Source organism: Actinokineospora sp. UTMC 2448 (assembly GCF_024760565.1).
In the GTDB taxonomy this organism is placed as follows: domain Bacteria; phylum Actinomycetota; class Actinomycetes; order Mycobacteriales; family Pseudonocardiaceae; genus Actinokineospora; species Actinokineospora fastidiosa.
On the sequence record NZ_CP031087.1, the window covers coordinates 2,371,620 to 2,388,975 of the forward strand.

Here is a 17,356-nt window from a genome sequence, read left to right on the forward strand (position 1 = left end):
CGGAGCAGCAGTCCTTGCCCGATGTGGGTGAACCGCGTTCTTCGGCAAAGTTCGCGGCACTGCGACTACCTCGTGGCCAGACCTACGCGGCTTCGCCGGAGGCTAGGCCTACGGCAACTCACCCGCCAGTTACAGCGATCCCTCCGGCCTCGCGCTGATCATGATCGATGACAATGGGTGGCAGTACAAGTCCTGCCTCGCCGGATACCGACGGGGAAGCGGCAGCAGAGGCGGAACGAGTGTTACGGGCGTCTCGCGCAGCGTTCGTTCCGCCCGGTGCGCACAACTGCGGGGCTTCCTGGCACCAAGGCCCGCTGCCGATCACCGAGGGCGCCGTTATCCAGCTGACCGTCAAACCACCTCAAGCGGAGTGTCAGACCGGGTGCGGTGGTCCGGAGTCGACGCCCTCGGTCGAGATCGACTGCTGCATACAGTTAGCTGTTCTTACAGCGTTTCGACCTCGACCATACCTTCCACCTGGCACAAGCAGACGCTTGATTAGCCCAAGCCTGCCTGCGCCAGTCGGGGACGGCCGACCACTGGGGTCGGTGATCCAGGCTGTCCATCACACTCCGCCGCGCCCGCATTGGCCTGCGCCGCCCCTGGGAATACCCTGGCGAACGGCCCGGCTGACTCCTGACCGTGGACCGGTGCGGGCCGCAACCTCCAACCCACCATTGACCGCTCAGCGGCTGTACTCACCCACTAGAGGCAGGGTGACCGTTTCGGGGGAACCACATTGCCGCACGAGATGACGTCTGGCGCACCCTGCCACGGGCGAGGGTGCCGGGTAGGCCAAGGGGCGAGACCGGAAATCTGACTCTGGTTGACCTCGGGTCAAGCGCACAGGGCCGACCGCAAATGCGTGGATCGGGAGTGCTAATCCGCAACTCGCCATGTCAGCGCGGGTCGTGCGCACTACTGGCGCAAGGCGATCCGGTTTCAGGTATCCGACCTCAAGCAGACCCTGCCGAAGTTGATAGTCGCGAGAACCGACGCCGGTGATTGTCGTGCGGCCGTTCGGGTGAGATTCGGATGTCGCGCGGGTCCTGTGTTTCCAAGTCGGGCCGGGTGGGTGGATGGGCTCTGTATGGTCCGTCGATGGGGTTCGAGCAGGAGCGGAGGTTGTGGAGGGTGCGGTTGTCCGACGATGTCGGGCGGGTGATCGGGGCGGGGATGATGCTGGATGAGTGGCATCTGCTGACGTGCGCGCATGTGGTCGAGGCTGTGGGTGGGCGGTACGGGAAGCCTGTGGTGGATTTCGTGGGGATTCCACAGGCGCGCTCGGGGGTGGCGTCCGTGGTCGAGGACGGATGGGTGCCTGTCACCGAGGACGAGCGGGGTGACATCGCGCTGCTGCGGCTGGAGTCCCCGGAGCGCCGGGTGTGCGGGGCACCGTTGCGACGGATGTTGTTGCGGGACGACCAGTTGGTCAGGGCCTACGGGTTTCCGGAGGGCGCTGAGGCCGGGATGTGGACGCTCGCGCGACTGGTGGGGGAGGGTGGGCCTGGGGCCGAGTGGGTGCAGTTGCACCGCACCCCCGATGCCGAGCCGATCGAGGGCGGATACAGCGGCACCGCGGTGTTGGACGAGGCCACCGGCTATGTCGTCGGGATGGTCGTCGGCCGCTACACCGGCGACGGTGGGCGCGTCGGGTGGATGATCCCGGTGGAGACGATGGAAGGGCACCTGTCGCTGCTCAAGCCCTGGATCCAGGGCAGCCCGGGTGTGGATGACAGTTTCGCTGATGCCCGTACCGACGTGGTGGACGTGCCGTTCGCCCGGGCGGTAGCCGACTGGTTGACCAGGAGCGGGGCAGGCGCGGTGTGGGAGGTCGTGACCGGGGAGCCGGAGTCGGCCGCGGCGGGGGCGCTGCGATTGATGGTGCTGATGGCCGACCGGGAGCGTTCGACGCGGTTGCCGCGAATGCCCGATGGCGTGGGCGACCTGCCTCGGATCGGGAGCGTGGATCTCGCGGTCGACGCCTCCGGCAAGACCGCGGAGGAGGTGCGGCTGCGCATCGACGAGCGACTCGGTCTCACGGACGGCGCCGCGTGGGGCCGCACCGTCGTTGTCGACGGGATCGATGACGCCGCAGAGCCTGAGCGCCTGGTCAGAGAGGTGCTCGACCCGCTGGCCGACCGGGCGGGCGAGCTGGGTATTCGGCTGATGCTGGTGTTCCGCAGGCGTTCGCCACGCCAGGGGAGCGGAGTGAGGGCGAGCCCGGAGTCCGGGGTGCCCGCCGGGGGCGGTGGCGTGGAACGCCTGGAGGTGCTGGAACGGGCGGTGGCCGAACTGGCCGCGATCGAGGAGCACCAGCTCGCCCTCGCGCCTCGTTTCGATGGGGTGGCGGTGCTTCCGGGTCGGGCACGGCGGTTGCGCGGCCTGGTGCGACAACTGGACGCGGCGCTGACAGCGGGGGACACCGCTTGGGCCGAGCGCCATATCGGGGAGTGTGAACGCGCGGTGTCGAGCGCGGTGGAGGAGGGCAGGCGGTTGCGTGCTCGACTCGACGACCTGCTAGACCGGCGTGCGGTCCTGCGGGCACGGCTCGACATCTATGCCGAGATGGCCAGCGCCAGGGGACTTGTCGAGAACAGTGTGCTGATCCGGTTGTACGCGCGAGCGTGGGACCAGTTGTACCAGGGTCCGTGCGAGCTTGGGGCTGCTTGGGCGGCGGTCGACGCGTATGTGGACGCGGTACGAGGTCTCGGAGGTGGCCGATGACGGCATGCACCCGCCTCGGTTGTGGGGGCGCGATCAACAGGAGCGGGTTCTGCCGACGGTGCGGATTCCCCTCGGAGGACGTCGCACCGCCGACGGCGCCGGTCCACCTGCCTGCGGAGCAACCCACCCTGCGCATCGGCACCGGAGTTCCCCTGTCACTGCAGACCACTGGGCAGGGCACCGGCGGTGACGACGGTCCGTTGCCCGAGGTGGCCCTCGCGGACCTGGACACCGATATCCAGGCTGTCCCCCCGGTGGCTGAGGAAGAGCGGTTCTGCGGCAAACACGACTGCGGCGCCCCGGTTGGCCGCTCCATCGATGGCCACCCCCCGCGCGACGAGGGTTACTGTGACCAATGCGGCAGCCGGTTCTCGTTCAGGCCGACCCTGGAACCCGGTGTGGTGGTGGCGGACCGGTACGAGGTGCGGCGTTGCATCGCGCGCGGTGGTCTCGGTTACGTGTATCGCGCCTACGACACCCGGCTCGGCCAACAGGTCGCGCTCAAAGGCCTTATCGATGTCAACAACACCGCGGCGGCTCGGATCGCGGAGAACGAGAGCCAGGTGCTGGTCGCGCTGGGGCACCCGAACATCGTGCGCATCCTCGATGTCGTCAAGTACGAGGATGCTAGCTACATCGTCATGGAGTTCGTCAACGGCCTGCCGTTGCGCGAGGTGAAGAACCGGGGCCAGGCCAGTCTGGACCCGGTCCGGAACGGGCTGCTCGTCGAGCACGTCGTGGGGTACGGGCGGGAGATCCTCACCGCACTCTCCTACTTACATGGTCAGGGGCTCCTGTACTGCGACATGAAGCCCGACAACGTGATCCACGGTGGGCGCCGCGTCAAGTTGATCGATTTCGGGGCTATCCGGCGCATTGGGGACCAGACCAGCCCGTGGATCTTCACCGAGCACTACCAGGTCGGCAAAGAGGAACTGATCACCCACGGCCTGACAGTGCGCTCGGACATCCACACCGTCGGCAAGACGCTGTGGGAGCTGTTCGAGGTCAGCGACGGTAGGCATTGGGGCTCGTCGGACAAGCCGGTGGGCAGGGAACACATCGCGGCGTTCGGCATCGAGTCGCTCGAGTACGTGCTGAAACGGGCGATCGCGCCGTTCGAACGGCGATTCGCCAGCGCCGAGGAGATGCTGGTGCAACTCGACGGGGTGCTCAACGAGATCCTGTCTCTGCGCGACGGCCGGCCCCGCCCCACGGTGTCCACGCTGTTCACCGAGCCGGTGGCACTGCTGGACGCGGGTTTGGGCGACGCGCCGCCCTTGAGCGACTGGACGAACTCCGAGCCGGTGTCGCTCCTGCGCCGCCCGACGCCGCGCGAGATCGCCGTGGCCCTGCCCGCACCGCGCGACGACCCCGAGGACCCGCAGCTGCCGTTCCTGCGCTCGGTCCGCGCTTCCGACCCGGCTCGGTTGCTGCGCAAACTCGAGCAGGCCGGGCCGTCGGTGGAGGTCGAGTTCCGTCGCTGCCGGGCACTACTGGAACTGGGCGACGCCCAGAGGGCGGCCGCGTGCGTGCGCCGCGCCGTCGGGATTCTCGGGCGTCGGGCGGCACATGACTGGCGGGTGCGATGGCACGAGGCGTTGGTCGCGTTGGCCTCGGGTCACGTGAAGCTGGCCTCCAGCAAGTTCGCCGAGGTGCGAGCCGACATCGCGGGGGAGGAGACGCCGAAGCTGGCGCTGGGTCTGTGCGCCGAGCATCTCGGCGGCGACGCCGAGCGTTTCTATCGCGCGCTGTGGCTGCACCGGTCGCAGGTCAACGCGGCTTTCGGTCTGGTGCGGGTCGCGCTCGCCCGCGGTGATCGGGCGGGTGCGGTGGGGGTACTCGACGAGGTGCCGGAGTTCTCCCGCCACGACGAGGCGGCCCGGATCGCCTGTATCCGCGCGCGCACCGGGCGTCTCACCCTGGACGGCCTGGAGGTGCCGCCTGCGGCCGGGGACTTCGCTGACGCCGACGAGCGGCTGTCGGTCTTGGATGCCGACGCCACCCGCGTCGCCCGGTTGCGGGCGTCGGTGCTGGAGACGGCATTGATCTGCGTCGGGCGCGTCGACCTGCCCGCCGGACCGCTGCTGGGCGAGCCACCCACGGAACGGGCATTGCGCGGGCGGCTGGAGAAGACGTTGCGTGAACTGGCCTGGCAGGCGGAGAGCCGGGCCGAGCACGCCATGCTGACCGACCTCGCCAACAAGCGGCGGCCGCTCACGCTGCTGTGACCGGGATGCTGACGAAGGGGACGGGACCGATGACCGGGGTCGACCTGGCGATCGAAGTGCACCAGAACAAGTACCTGGCTGACGGCGACACCGCGATGCACGCAGTGCTTACCGTCACCGCACGCGGATCGTCCACCACTCCCGCCCCGGGTGCGGCGGAGGTGCTGCTGCTGGACTGTTCTAGTTCGATGCGCCATCCGCCCACCAAGGTGAAGGAGGCGAAACGAGCCGCGGCCGCCGCTATCCGCGTGCTCCCCGACGGCACGTTGTTCGCCGTCGTGCGGGGTGCGGAGGACGCGTCGATGATCTACCCGGAGGATCCGAGCCTGGCGGTCGCTTCGGACGCGACCCGGCAGGCGGCACAACGCGCGGTCGCGCGGGTGAGCATCTACGGCGGGACGGCCATGGGGACGTGGCTGACGCTGACCAGGGGCCTGTTCGCCCCGCACCCGGGCACCGTGAGGCACGCGATCCTGCTCACCGATGGAAAGAACGAGTCTGAGACCCGCCGTGACCTGCTGGCCGCGCTCGACGCATGCGAAGGCGAGTTCGTCTGCGACGCCCGGGGCATCGGCGAGGACTGGTCGCCCGACGAGCTGACCGAGATTGTCAAGCTGCTGCGCGGGGAGGCCGACTCCGTCGTCGAGGAGGACCGGCTGGCAGAGGACTTCCGCAGGCTCGTGCGGCAGGCGCTGACGAAGGTGCTGCCCGAGCTCAGGCTCCGGATCGGGACCACCAGGGACGCCGTGTTGCGGTTCGTGAAGCAGGTCAGACCCAACGAGTACGACCTCACCGACCGGCTGCGTGGTGCCGATGACGAGCGAGTGCTGTCACTGGGCTCATGGTCAGACGACGAGTCACGGCACTACCACCTTTGCTTCGACCTTATCCCGGGCGCGGTGCCCAGCTACGACGCGGATCGCCAGGTGGCATGGGTGGAGATCGAGGGCACCGATGTGGAGGCCGTCGTGCTCGCGCGATGGACGCAGGACCGTGCCCAGTCGACGCTGATCGACCCCTTTGTCGAACGCTACCTGGAGCAGGCAGCGTTGAGCGTGGCGATCGCCGAGGGCGGCGAGGCGTTCGCCGACGGTGACCTCACCGGAGCCGAGCGAGCGTGGGGCCGCGCTGTCAAGTTGGCCGCGGAACAGGGCAACGAAGGGATCCTCAGCCGCTTGGAACGGCTCGTGGAGGTGCTGGACGCGGCAGGCGGGAAGGTCCGGCTGCGGCTGGACGCAAAGCGCAGCGCGGTGATGAGCGTATTGCTCGCCCCCGTGTCGCAGATGGGCGGAACCTCCCGCCGATCCGCCGAGCCTCAGGTTTCGGAGCCGCCGCGCTCCTGTCCTCGGTGCATGGCCCGGAACCGCCCGGAGGCACGGCACTGCAGCGGGTGTGCGGCTCCGATGAGTGGGGAGACGATGTGAGGAACCGGGGCGGCACCCGGGAATGGCTCGTGCGCAGGCTGGCGCTGCTGTTGCTCGGGGCGATCACGAGTCTGGCGGTCTCGCTGTGGGCGGTGTCGATCGTCGACGACACCGCCGAGACCCTGCGGGACCGCGCGACCGAGGCCGTGCTGGAGACCGCCGCCGCCCGCCACGCGTTGGTGGCCGCCGATCGTGCGGTCGTCGAGACCTTGGCCTCCGACCAGGTGGCGCTCATCGGCCTGGGGCAGGACTACACCAACCAGCTGGCGGTAGCCCACCAAAGCCTGGCGAAGGTGGCTGTAGCAGGTCAAAGCCCGACCAGCCGAGGCCGTGTCCAACTCGTGGCGGGCCTTGTCGCAGCCTATGCAGGGGCAGTCGGTCAAGCTCACGCCCACCACCGCACACCGGGTATGGCCGGACTGGGGGCCGTCGACCTCTGGTACGCCTCCCGCCTGCTGCACGCCCCCGATGGCGTTCTGGCCCAGTTGGAGTCATTGCAGCAGGAGGAACTGGCAGTGCTGAACGGGCAACTGGACCGGGGGACCGTTTGGCCTGCGCTGCTGTGGCTGTCACCGGCCGCGATTCTCGCGTCCCTGGCGTTTCTGGTCCTGCTCTGCAGCACGCAGGGACAACTGATCAAGCGATTCCGGAGGCGGCTGAACCTGCCACTGCTCACGGCCACCGCGCTCACCGCCTTGGTGCTGGGTTCTCTGTGCTTTGCCGTCGAGCAACACCACCGCCTTGGTGAACTCGGCCCTCGAATCCACGAAGCGGTCCAGCAGCGCGAGGCTGTGATCGACGAGATCGACGCCGCTGGCCAGCGGGCACTGGTGGACCTGCTCACCGCCGAGTGCGACGAGACCGGGTGCGGCGCGACCGTGGAGGACGCCCGGCGTCGCCTCGGCTCGGAGTCCGGAAGCTCGGTCACCGCACCGGGGGGAACCCACGCCGAGGAGATCACCAAGCAGGTGGAGAGCGTCGCCGACTCGGCAGGACGGGAGTGGCTCGTTCCCCTCTCGGGCTTGCTGATCTGCGGATTGGTCGTGCTTGGTCTTGTTCGCCGGTTGAACGATTACCGGTTCCGCGCATGAGAGACGGGCGGTGTGTTCCTTTGTGGACTTTGATGGGGCGGATCGTGCTCGCCATCGCGCTGCTCGGCGCGGGCGCATGCGCGAACGCCGAGAGTCGGACGGTTATCGTGTTGGGGCCGTGGACCGGGACCGAGGAGACTGACTTCCGGCGCGTGCTCGCCCGGTTCACTGCGGTCAGTGGGATCGATGTCGATTACCGGGGCACGCGGGCGGTTGAACAGGTGCTCGCCCACGACCTCCAGCGCGGGGCACCACCGGACGTGGCGGTGCTGCCCAACCCGGGCATCCTGGCCGCCTACGCGCGGCGATCCGAGCTGCGGCCGCTCAACGACGTGGTGGGCGACCAGTCCGGTTCGTACTCCCCCCAGTGGCTGAGGCTGCAGGAGGTGGGCCAGGACCAGCGGTTCGCGGTGGCGGTCAAGGTCGACGTCAAGGGAGCCTTCTGGTACCGCACGGAGAACCCGGGAGAGGTGCGACCACCGGACACGTGGGGAGATCTGGTGGCATTGAGCGAGCGAATGATCGCGGCCGGGCATACGCCGTGGTGTCTGGGCATGGGTTCGCCACCGACGTCCGGTTGGCCGGGGACCGACTGGATCGAGGTCATCTTGCTGCGTTCCGCGGGGGCCGAGGCGTACCGGGAGTGGGCCTCGGGCAAACGCGACTGGACTTCGACGCGAGATGCCTGGGCGACCTGGGGCGCATTGGTGACAAAGCCCGGCGCGGTACGCGGCGGCACGCGGGCCGCGCTGCTGACCGACTTCGGAGACGCGGGAAAGCACATGTTCACCTCCCCGCCGGGGTGTCTGATGGAGCATAGAGCGGCGTCGTCCGCCGTCACCGGTTATCAAGCCATGCAGGCTGACGAGATGGCCCAGGGGCAGGGAGTGGACTTCTTCCAGATGCCCGGCGCCACGACGTTGTCGGTCTCCGCCGATCTCGCGGGCATGTTCAGCGACTCCCATGAGGCGAAGGAACTCATCCGGTTCCTGGCCTCCGATGGCGGGCAGCGGGCTTGGCCCGAACTCAGCGGCGGCACCGTGTTCTCCGCGAACAGCAACGTCACCGATGTGTACGACGACAACCCCATCACCCGCCGCATCGCCGTGAAGCTCAACAGCGATCCGCTGTGCTTCGACGCTTCTGACCTGATGCCGACCCAGATGACCGAGGCTTTCCACCGCGCGGTGCTCGAGTATCTGCACGACCCGACCCGGCTGGACCGGATCTTGGCGGACCTGGACAAGGTGCGGGAGAGCCTGTCCGCCAGCGACCAATGGCTTGACACTCCCTGCGGACAGTGAGGAGCAACCGTGCCTGAGATGGCCCGCTTCCAGTTGACGGACGGCGGCGAGGTGATCGTGGAGGTCGAACCGGTCGTCACCACCGCCCGCGTGTCCCGTCGCGAGAACCTGATCACGGACGCCAAGGTGTCCTTCGAGAAGGCCCTCACCAACATCCGAGACGCGGCCGCCGCGGCACTCGGCCAGTTCCGCTCCATGACCCGCCAACCAGACGAGGTCGAACTCAAATTCGCCGTCAAGCTGTCGGCCACCGCGGGAGCGGTCATCGCCAAAACCGCACTCGACGGCCAATTCGAGGTCAAGCTGAAGTGGCTGCGCGATCCATCGGCGGTTCGCCAACCCGACGAACCCGAACCAGACCCCGACAGATCTCATTCAGCCTGATGAAAGGGTCGCCGCTCCCACGACATCCCACCCAGGTCGCCGTTGTGTACGGGCGCATAACCACCTGGTTCTTGGACTGCTGGCCATGAACGGGGGTCCCGGGAGCGACCGCACTGCTACCTGTCCCTGCCTTGGCAATCGCGCGTTTGTAGTTGTGGGCATCTGAGCGTGTCACCCTGTCCGTCACGGCGCGTACCCGTATCGAGTGAACCGGTGGGGGCGCGTGCTGGCTTTGTATGTCTTCGTGGATGATCGGAGCGGCTGGTGGGCCGGTCGGTTGGTCGTGTCGACGGGCAGCGGCGGGCGAAGAGAGGTAGAGGTGGCTGGTGAGAGCACGGCCAGGCTCGCGGTGCTCATCGACGCGGACAACGCCCAGCCTGCGGCGGTCGAGGGGTTGTTGGCCGAGGTGGCCAAGTACGGCACCGCGCACGTCAAGCGCGCCTATGGCGACTGGACCGGTACGAGCCTGCGGGGGTGGAAGGACCGGTTGCTGGCCCTGTCGATTCAGCCTGTTCAGCAGTTCGCCTACACCAGCGGCAAGAACGCCACCGACGCGGCGATGATGATCGATGCGATGGACCTGCTGTACACGGGCCGGTTCGACGGGTTCTGCATCGTCTCCAGCGATAGCGTCTTCACCCGGTTGGCTGCCCGGCTGCGTGAGTCGGGCCTGACGGTATACGGGTTCGGCGAACGCAAGACGCCGCACCCGTTCGTGGCGGCCTGCGACAAGTTCATCTACGTCGAGAACCTCGGCTACACCACTTCCCCGACCGCGCAGGCGGGCGCGGCGCCCAAGCCCAGACCGGCAGTGCCCGCCGCGCAACTCAAGGGCGACACGGCGTTGGTCAACCAACTGCGCAACGCCGTCGACGCGGCCTCCGACGACGACGGTTGGGCATCGCTCGCGAACGTGGGGCACATCCTGCTCAAGCAACGCCCGGACTTCGACTCACGCACCTACGGCTACCCCAAACTCAACGAACTGATGGCGGCGACCACGCTGTTCGAGTTGGACCGCCGCAGCCCCGGCGACGGCAAACCAGTGGTCATCTACGCCCGCGACAAACGACGCCGCTCGGAGAAACCACCCACGACGATCGTGAGGAGCCCATCTCTCGGCCACACCACGACCAGCAGCCTCCCAGAACCCTCAGCTTGAGCAGCAGAGCCTATTGATCAACTCCGCCGATGGTGAGGGCGTGCCGCGCCGCCTGTTCGTGCAGGATCAAAAGAAGTTCCGGGACGGCTCCCTTAGAGCTAGCTTGTCCTTCCTGCCACGGATCGCGGTAGATCGGCTGGCGGTATCGAGGAACTCGTGCACGGCGGCGCGGAGGTCGGCAGTGGGTAGCTTGCCGCCGACCGGAACCCGGTCACGTGCTGCCACAGGTCGCAAGCGAGGGATGCCGCCGTGTGGACGCCCTGGCTGTAGTGAGCGCGCCGATCGCGGGAGGGCCCTAAGCCAGGGACATGTTCGCCGGTCTGGCACGTCGTCGTGCGCGCGTGGTGTGCCCGGACTCGGCGGACGCTCGAGGTCAGCACCACTAGCGTAGTAGTGGGTACCAACCCGCGTCGCTTGTCTGCCTCGCTGCGGCATTCTCCGGGTACAGCGTCCCAGGTGGCGGGGACATCAAACCTCGAATTGGCTAATTGTTGGATGGGTGGAATCGGCGGTGAAGTACCTGAAAGTCGAGTGGCGTCACGACTACCCGCTCGACCGGTGGTGACCTGGAGCGAAATCGACGACGAGCGATGGGAGGTCAGGAAGGTGGAGAAGTAACGAAGCCCGCAGTCGTTCTTAAGGGCCATCGCATAACGACTGGCTGTACATGAGAACCGGTATCCGATTCGGATAAGGCCACATGCTCCAACGCCAGGTGTGGTTGCTGCGCGACCGCGGCGACGCGGGTCGGGCCGCGGCAGGTCGACGAGATTGGAACACAGCGCATGCTCCGGCTGTCGGGTCCACTGTGGACGGATTGGCGAGGGTGACCTGCCGGGCTTCAGGCAGCCGGCAGCTCGTGGCGGTGCCGCGCCTGCCAGTGCCGACCCGATACGGGCGCGGCGGCGATTACCACGAGGGCCAGGTTGGCGATCGGGGCCAGGCCAGCGCGAGATCTCACAGCCAGGTCAACAGCTTGTGCAGGGCAGCGGACGGGATCGGGTAGGCAAACCCCACCACCAGACCCGACGAGCGGGTGGACGGAGCGGCGGCGCGGGGCGCATCTTGCGTCGAACGGCAGCCCATCGCCAGGCAAGTGCTCCTCCCGATGGGCGTGAAGCACGGGACTCGGGGTTGGCGTGTCGAGTGGATCTGCTCGGCGTCGCCGAGCCTGAGGCCATGCTCGGTTCTCGGTTGCCGCCTGTCAGGAAGTATTCCGATCGGGACGTTCATGATGAAGTGCGGCACGTGGTTGAATGCCCTGGGTGCTCCTATGGAGCTCCAGGTTTACTAGCGAGCGGGGGTCCCATGGGGATGTTCAATAGCGTCATGGACCCTGAGTGCAGGCGGTGCCCGCGCTGCGGCGCGTCGGAGCAGCGGTGGGTGCAGTTCAAATACGGCGCGCTCACGCTGGCGCGCTATCGGGTGGGCGAGGCCATCTCGTGGGATGGGGCCTTTGTGGAGGGAGAGGCCGGGCATGGTCGGGTTGGGGTCGAAGGGCTTGGGCAACCGTGCCCGAAATGCAAGTACGACGACGACCTTGTGTACGACATCGTCATCGAGGGTGATGTCATCCGCTCGGTCGCTCTTTCCGGCGGGGTGATTGATTACCTTGCCCAAGGCAGACCGTACTGGGTGGTTCTTTCGTAGTGGTGTGGCAGGAGCTCAGTTGATGCCGTGCGAGCGGACGGTCACGGCGTGGGGTATCCGGAGAGGGATAAACCCGTTGGGGCGAACCTAAAGCGCTCGCGGTGAGGTGGTTCGCCTGGTGAGCGGGCTTATTGGGACCGCCATCCGATCGTGGTCGGGTTTGTGGCGGGTGGGGGAGGGTAGTAATTCCAGCGTGGTTGTTGCCCGATCACAAGGAAGAGTGCGGATATATGTTGACGAGGCAAGCAATTGCGTTCGCGGGGCTATTCGGCGCGGCTGTCGTGATCGGTGGTGCGGTGAGTGGCGCGGCCGCGACGGGGCCTGCTGTCGCGAGCTACTCGTGCGTCGGGTTGGCGAGCGGGAGTGACTCTGCCGTGCAGTCGGCCTTGACCGCGATGGGTATCACGCCGCCGACCGGGGAGACTGTGGTCGGTGTGTCGTGCACAGCCGGTTCGGCGTCCCAGGAGCCCGTGGAGGTCCGTCTCAACGAGATCGACGCGAGTGTCTATTCGTGCGAGAAGGTCGAGGAGAAGGGGTCGAAGATCGTCTTTTTCAGCGGGTGCAAGTCCTGATTTTCCTGGCACGACGCACCTCCAGGGCAACCGGGAGATGCGTCGTGCCGTGACAAGGGCGGCGAACCCTGGATAGCTGCGGCTAGAAGAGCAGGGCGTACGCGTGTCGCGTCGGACGGCGGCACTCGCCGGGGGCGTCAGCGGGTGGCGCGGCGGTAGCGGGCGGTGAGGGCTTCGGCGATGCCGATGAGCAGGACGGAGGCGACGACGGCGATGATGAAGCCGAGGACGTTGAGTTCGAAGATGTCGCCGGTGTCGAGCAGGTTGGCGATGGTGCCGCCGATGACCGAGCCCGCGAGGCCGAGCAGCAGGGTGGCGAGGATGCCGAGGTTCTGCCTGCCGGGTTTGATGAGTCGGGCGAGCGCGCCGATGATGAGTCCGGCGACGATGAAGCCGATCATGTGTGCCTCCTGGTGGAGTGCGGTCAGGGCAGGAACAGGTCGGGCGGGATGTGCAGGGCGAGGTTGATCAGGCTGTGGACGCGGGCGGTGATGGCCGCCAGCAGGCCGTGGGCCTCGGGGGCGACGGTGTCGGCCGCGGCTTGGAGTGCGCGCAGGTCGTGGGCGACGCGGTCGAGGGCGGCGGGCAGGTTCGCGCCGGGTGCGGTGAGGGCCGCTGCGATGTCGTCGAGGCTCACGCCGTGGGCCTCGAGTTTGCGGATGAGGGCTATCCGGTCGACGTCGGCGGGGCGGTAGAGGCGGTAGTTGCCGCCGCTGCGCTCGGCGGGGACGAGGAGGCCGATGCGGGTGTAGTGGTCGACGGTGCGGGTGGTGACGTCGGCTCGCGCGGCGAGTTCACCGATGCGCAGCAGCTCGCCGGGCATGGGCCTCCTCCTTTCGCGGCGGTCGTTCGACGGTTCCCGGCAACCATACAGTGCGACGTGCTAGTGTCGGTTTTATGCAGTTCGGCGACGCTGAGGCATGTAGTAGTCGGCCGGGTTCGGCCCGGCAGTGCAGAGGGCGTCCGTCCCGCGAGGGCGCGACGCCATGTTGATCGTGTGGGGCTTGCTGGCCATCACGGTGTTGACCGTGGCCACCGGCTATTTCGTGGCCCAGGAGTTCGCGTACCTGGCGGTGGACCGGGGCCGGTTGCGGCAGCACGCCGAGGACGGCGACAAGGCCGCCGAGCGCGCCTACCGGGTGGCTGGCCGGCTGTCGTTCATGCTGTCCGGCGCCCAGTTCGGGATCACCGTCACCGCCCTGTTGGCGGGCTATGTCGCGGAGCCGCTGCTGGGTGAGGGCCTGGCCGCGGTGCTGGGGTCGGCGGGGGTGCCGGAGGCGGTGTCGCTGTCGGTCTCGGTGGTGCTGGCCCTGGGGTTCGCCACCGTCGTGCAGATGGTGCTGGGGGAGTTGTTCCCGAAGAACCTGGCCATCGCCGAGCCCGAGCGGCTGGCCCGCGCGCTGAGCCGCTCCACCTTGGCCTACCTGGCGGTGGCCGGTCCGCTGATCCGCCTGTTCGACGCATCGGCCAACAAGCTGCTGCGCATGGTGGGCATCGAGCCGGTGGAGGAACTGCCGCAGGGGGTGACCCCGGAGGACCTGCAGCGCATCATCGACGACTCCGAGGCTGGCGGGCTCCTGGACCCCGAGCTGTCGCGGCTGCTCGACCGCGGCCTGGACTTCCGGGCGTTGACCGCCGGGCAGGCGATGACCCCGAGGGTGGCGGTGCACACGGTGCGCGCCGACGACCCGGCGGCCGAGGTGGTGCGGATGATCGACACCGGGCACTCCCGGTTCCCGGTCGTCGGGTCCGATGTGGACGACCTGGTCGGCGTGGTGGGACTGGCCGAGGTGCTGGCCGTGGAGCCCGGGCGGCGGGAGGCCACGAGGGTGCGGGAGATCGCGGGCCCCGCGCTGCTGGTGCCGGACTCGCTGCCGCTGCCCGCGGTGCTGGAGCGGCTGCGGGCCGAGCGCAGGCAGCTGGCCGTCGTGCTGGACGAGTTCGGCGGGTTCGCCGGGGTGATCTCGCTGGAGGACCTGGCCGAGGAGCTGGTCGGGGAGATCCACGACGAGGACGACGGCGTCGAGCCCGCCATCGTGCGCGAGCCGGACGGTTCCTGGGTGGTTGCGGGACGGATGCGCATCGACGAGATCGCCGATGCCACCGGTCTTCCGCTGTCCGGTGACGACGTCTACGAGACGGTGTCAGGGCTGGTGTTGCACGAGTTGGGCCGGGTCACCCATGTCGGCGACACCGTGCGCGTCGAACTTCCGGCGGTCCTCGGCGAGTCCGATGAGGACGAGCCGCGGCCGGGCCGGGTCGTGCTGATCGAGGTGACCGCCGTGTCCCGGCACGTGCCGCAGACCGTGCGGCTGTCCGTGGCCGATGCCGCGGAGGTGGAGCGATGAGCGTCGGCTGGGCCCTTGCCGTCTCCCTGCTGTTGTTGGTGGGCAACGCGTTCTTCGTCGCCGCGGAGTTCGCGCTCACCGCGGCCAAGCGCTACCGGCTGGAGGACGACGCCGCCGCGGGCAGCCGCGCCGCCCGGGCCGCGATCGCGGGCATCGACGAGCTGTCGGTGATGCTCGCAGGCGCCCAGCTCGGAATCACGCTGTGCACCCTGGGATTGGGCGCGCTGGCCAAGCCCGCGGTCGCCGAGCTGACCGACCCGCTGCTCCAGGCCGTGGGGCTGCCCACCGGGCTCAGCTACGGCATCGCGTTCGCCCTGAGCCTGGTCATCGTGGTGTTCCTGCACATGGTCGTCGGCGAGATGGCGCCCAAGTCCTGGGCGATCGCGCACCCGGAGACCTCCGCGCGGATGCTCGCCCTGCCGTTCCGCTGGTTCACCAGGTCGGTGCGGTGGCTGCTCTCCGGCCTCAACCACACCGCCAACGCGATGCTGCGGCTGGTCAAGGTCAACCCGAGGGACGCCCTCGCCCACAGCTACGGCGCGGAGGACCTGCGGATGCTGGTGCGCCAGTCCGGCGAGCACGGCACCATCCCCGAGGGCCAGCAGCGCCTGCTGACCCGCATGCTCGCGCTGCAGAACACCACCCTCGCCCAGGTCATGATCCCCCGCGACAAGACCGTCACCGTCACCGAGGACCACACCGCCCGCGAGGTCGAGAAGCTCAGCCACCTCTCCGGCCGCTCCCGGTTCCCGGTCATGGACGCGGGCGGCCGGGTCACCGGGCTGATCCACGTCCGGGAGGCCATGCGCGCCACCGCGGCGGGGGTCGAGGTCCCCGCCCGCGACCTCATGGGCGACGTGCTCCTGCTGCCCGCCACCGAACCCGTCGCCGCCGCCGTCACGACCATGCGCGCCCACCGCGCGCAACTGGCCCTCGTCACCGCAGACGACGGCGCCGTCGTCGGCATCGCCGCCCTGGAGGACCTGCTCGAGGAGCTGATCGGCGAGTTCGACGACGAGACCGACACCCCCACCCGCTCCTGACCCACACCCTCGGTCCGACCGGGCCGAGCCCTACCCGCATGAGAGGACGCTCCGTGTTCAAACGAATGCTCTCCGCCTTCGGTGTCGGCGGACCCACCGTCGACACCGTGCTCGACAGCCCGACGGCGATGCCCGGGCAGACCGTCACCGGACGGGTCAGCATCCAAGGCGGCAGCGCCGAGGCGGCCATCGACCAGATCGTGCTGTCCCTGGTCACCCGCGCCGAGGCCGAGCACGGCGGCCACGAGGCCCACGGCGTCGCCGAGTTCCACCGGGTGGTGGTGCAGCAGGGAGTGCGGGTCGCCCCGAACCAGCGCCTGGACATCCCCTTCCAGCTCCCGCTGCCCTGGGAGACCCCGATCACCGCGGTCGGCCCCACCCAGCTGCCCGGCATGACCGTGGGCGTGCGCACCGAGCTGGTCATCTCCGCCGCCCCCGACAAGGGCGACCTCGACCCGCTCACGATCACCCCGCTGCCCTCCCAGAACGCGGTGCTGGACGCCTTCGGCCAGCTGGGCTTCACCTTCCGCTCGGCCGACGTCGAGATCGGCCGCATCCACGGAATCCCCCAGCAGCTCGGCTTCTACCAGGAGATCGAGTTCTTCCCGCCCGCCCACGCCGCGGGCCGGGTCACCGAGGTCGAGCTGTCCTTCGTGGCCACCCCCGGCGGCGTGTGGGTCGTGCTGGAGGCAGACCGCCGCCGCGGCTTCCTCCAGCCCGGCGGCGACGCCTTCGGCCGCTTCCACATCGCCCACGCCGAGGCCGAGACCACCGACTGGGCAGCGCTCATCGGTGACTGGCTCACCCAGGTCGCCGACCGGGGCCCCGCCTTCGGCGGCGGGATGAACCCGGCCTTCGGCGGCGGGCACGCCCCCAACCCCGCCTTCGGGCACCCGCAGCAGCACGGCCACTACGACCCCCACCACCACGGCCACGAACGCCGTGGCCCCGGGATGGGCGGCGTCATCGCCGGAGCCGCCGCGGGCGCCATCGGCGGCATGATCATCGGCGACATGATCGGGGACGCCTTCGAAGGCGACGACGGCGGCGACGATTTCGCCGAGGAGTGACCGGCTAACCTCTTCATCAAGATCAACTCCCCACCGGAAAGGACACCCGTGAGCATCTCCGCCGACCTGGCCAAGCAGCTCGACAAGGCCTACGAGGACCTGCCCCTGGCCGACCTGCTCGACGCCCCCGTGGCCGCGCTCGCCGGGGTCAGCGAGGGCGACGCCGAGAAGCTGGCCGCCGCGTTCGGCATCAAGACCGTGCGCGACCTCGGCGCCAACAAGCACTTCCGCCTCGCGGCCGCCCTGGCCGACCTCGACGCCAGCACCCGCTAGAACCGCTGACCCGAAGACCCGCCCCGCCGAGACCGGGGCGGGTCTTCGCCGTCTTCACGCCGGATCGAGCGCCGGGC

The 17,356-nt window shown here is 68.7% G+C and carries 14 protein-coding genes; 12 read left to right on the forward strand and 2 right to left on the reverse strand.

The window, feature by feature from the left end:
- The first annotated feature begins 1,101 nt into the window (after positions 1 to 1,101).
- The 8 genes from Actkin_RS11260 to Actkin_RS11295 all read left to right on the forward strand — a co-directional run bounded on the left by Actkin_RS11260 (position 1,102) and on the right by Actkin_RS11295 (position 11,973).
- Positions 1,102 to 2,727, forward strand: a complete 1,626-nt coding sequence (locus Actkin_RS11260) for a S1 family peptidase (RefSeq protein ID WP_258907025.1) — start codon at positions 1,102 to 1,104, stop codon at positions 2,725 to 2,727.
- A gap of 209 nt (positions 2,728 to 2,936) precedes the next feature.
- Positions 2,937 to 4,958: a serine/threonine-protein kinase gene (locus Actkin_RS11265; RefSeq protein WP_258907027.1), complete on the forward strand. Its 2,022-nt coding sequence runs from the start codon at positions 2,937 to 2,939 to the stop codon at positions 4,956 to 4,958.
- A gap of 29 nt (positions 4,959 to 4,987) precedes the next feature.
- The gene (locus Actkin_RS11270) at positions 4,988 to 6,382 is read left to right on the forward strand and encodes a vWA domain-containing protein (protein ID WP_258907029.1); all 1,395 of its coding nucleotides are present in this window, start codon (positions 4,988 to 4,990) and stop codon (positions 6,380 to 6,382) included.
- 29 nt (positions 6,383 to 6,411) lie between these two features.
- Positions 6,412 to 7,473 (forward strand): GlnX family signal transduction membrane protein, encoded by a 1,062-nt coding sequence (locus Actkin_RS11275; protein ID WP_258907031.1) that lies wholly within the window; start codon positions 6,412 to 6,414, stop codon positions 7,471 to 7,473.
- A gap of 44 nt (positions 7,474 to 7,517) precedes the next feature.
- The gene (locus tag Actkin_RS11280) at positions 7,518 to 8,777 is read left to right on the forward strand and encodes an ABC transporter substrate-binding protein (protein ID WP_258907033.1); all 1,260 of its coding nucleotides are present in this window, start codon (positions 7,518 to 7,520) and stop codon (positions 8,775 to 8,777) included.
- 18 nt (positions 8,778 to 8,795) lie between these two features.
- Positions 8,796 to 9,161 carry a CU044_2847 family protein gene (locus Actkin_RS11285; RefSeq protein ID WP_258907905.1) on the forward strand — a complete coding sequence of 122 codons (366 nt, stop codon included), beginning with the start codon at positions 8,796 to 8,798 and terminating at the stop codon, positions 9,159 to 9,161.
- A gap of 223 nt (positions 9,162 to 9,384) precedes the next feature.
- Complete coding sequence (locus tag Actkin_RS11290) at positions 9,385 to 10,323, forward strand: NYN domain-containing protein (protein ID WP_258907035.1); 939 nt, start codon at positions 9,385 to 9,387, stop codon at positions 10,321 to 10,323.
- 1,383 nt (positions 10,324 to 11,706) lie between these two features.
- Positions 11,707 to 11,973 (forward strand): hypothetical protein, encoded by a 267-nt coding sequence (locus Actkin_RS11295; RefSeq protein ID WP_258907037.1) that lies wholly within the window; start codon positions 11,707 to 11,709, stop codon positions 11,971 to 11,973.
- A 709-nt stretch (positions 11,974 to 12,682) separates the two neighbouring features.
- On the opposite strand, the gene Actkin_RS11300 is transcribed toward Actkin_RS11295, so the two are convergent.
- Both Actkin_RS11300 and Actkin_RS11305 read right to left on the reverse strand, forming a co-directional pair.
- Positions 12,683 to 12,946, reverse strand: coding sequence for a GlsB/YeaQ/YmgE family stress response membrane protein (locus tag Actkin_RS11300; RefSeq protein ID WP_189212562.1), 264 nt, complete (start codon positions 12,944 to 12,946; stop codon positions 12,683 to 12,685).
- Positions 12,947 to 12,969: 23 nt separating this feature from the next.
- A complete protein-coding gene (locus Actkin_RS11305) occupies positions 12,970 to 13,368 on the reverse strand; it encodes a helix-turn-helix domain-containing protein (RefSeq protein ID WP_258907040.1) in 399 nt (132 codons plus the stop codon).
- A 163-nt stretch (positions 13,369 to 13,531) separates the two neighbouring features.
- Here Actkin_RS11305 and Actkin_RS11310 point away from each other — a divergent pair, with 163 nt between their 5' ends.
- The 4 genes from Actkin_RS11310 to Actkin_RS11325 are packed head-to-tail and all read left to right on the forward strand — an operon-like array spanning position 13,532 to position 17,279.
- Positions 13,532 to 14,893 (forward strand): hemolysin family protein, encoded by a 1,362-nt coding sequence (locus Actkin_RS11310; protein WP_189212564.1) that lies wholly within the window; start codon positions 13,532 to 13,534, stop codon positions 14,891 to 14,893.
- Positions 14,890 to 15,936 carry a hemolysin family protein gene (locus Actkin_RS11315; protein ID WP_189212565.1) on the forward strand — a complete coding sequence of 349 codons (1,047 nt, stop codon included), beginning with the start codon at positions 14,890 to 14,892 and terminating at the stop codon, positions 15,934 to 15,936. The genes Actkin_RS11310 and Actkin_RS11315 overlap by 4 nt, the downstream gene beginning before the upstream one ends.
- A gap of 53 nt (positions 15,937 to 15,989) precedes the next feature.
- Positions 15,990 to 17,006, forward strand: coding sequence for a sporulation protein (locus Actkin_RS11320; protein ID WP_258907041.1), 1,017 nt, complete (start codon positions 15,990 to 15,992; stop codon positions 17,004 to 17,006).
- 48 nt (positions 17,007 to 17,054) lie between these two features.
- Positions 17,055 to 17,279 (forward strand): hypothetical protein, encoded by a 225-nt coding sequence (locus Actkin_RS11325; RefSeq protein WP_189212567.1) that lies wholly within the window; start codon positions 17,055 to 17,057, stop codon positions 17,277 to 17,279.
- The last annotated feature ends 77 nt before the right edge of the window (positions 17,280 to 17,356 follow it).

Coding starts and splice junctions, on each gene's coding strand:
- Actkin_RS11260 (WP_258907025.1), top strand. CDS start 1,102: ATGGGGTTCGAGCAGGAGCGGAGGTTGTGGAGGGTGCGGTTGTCCGAC.
- Actkin_RS11270 (WP_258907029.1), top strand. CDS start 4,988: ATGACCGGGGTCGACCTGGCGATCGAAGTGCACCAGAACAAGTACCTG.
- Actkin_RS11285 (WP_258907905.1), top strand. CDS start 8,796: ATGGCCCGCTTCCAGTTGACGGACGGCGGCGAGGTGATCGTGGAGGTC.
- Actkin_RS11300 (WP_189212562.1), bottom strand. CDS start 12,946: ATGATCGGCTTCATCGTCGCCGGACTCATCATCGGCGCGCTCGCCCGA.
- Actkin_RS11305 (WP_258907040.1), bottom strand. CDS start 13,368: ATGCCCGGCGAGCTGCTGCGCATCGGTGAACTCGCCGCGCGAGCCGAC.
- Actkin_RS11310 (WP_189212564.1), top strand. CDS start 13,532: ATGTTGATCGTGTGGGGCTTGCTGGCCATCACGGTGTTGACCGTGGCC.
- Actkin_RS11315 (WP_189212565.1), top strand. CDS start 14,890: ATGAGCGTCGGCTGGGCCCTTGCCGTCTCCCTGCTGTTGTTGGTGGGC.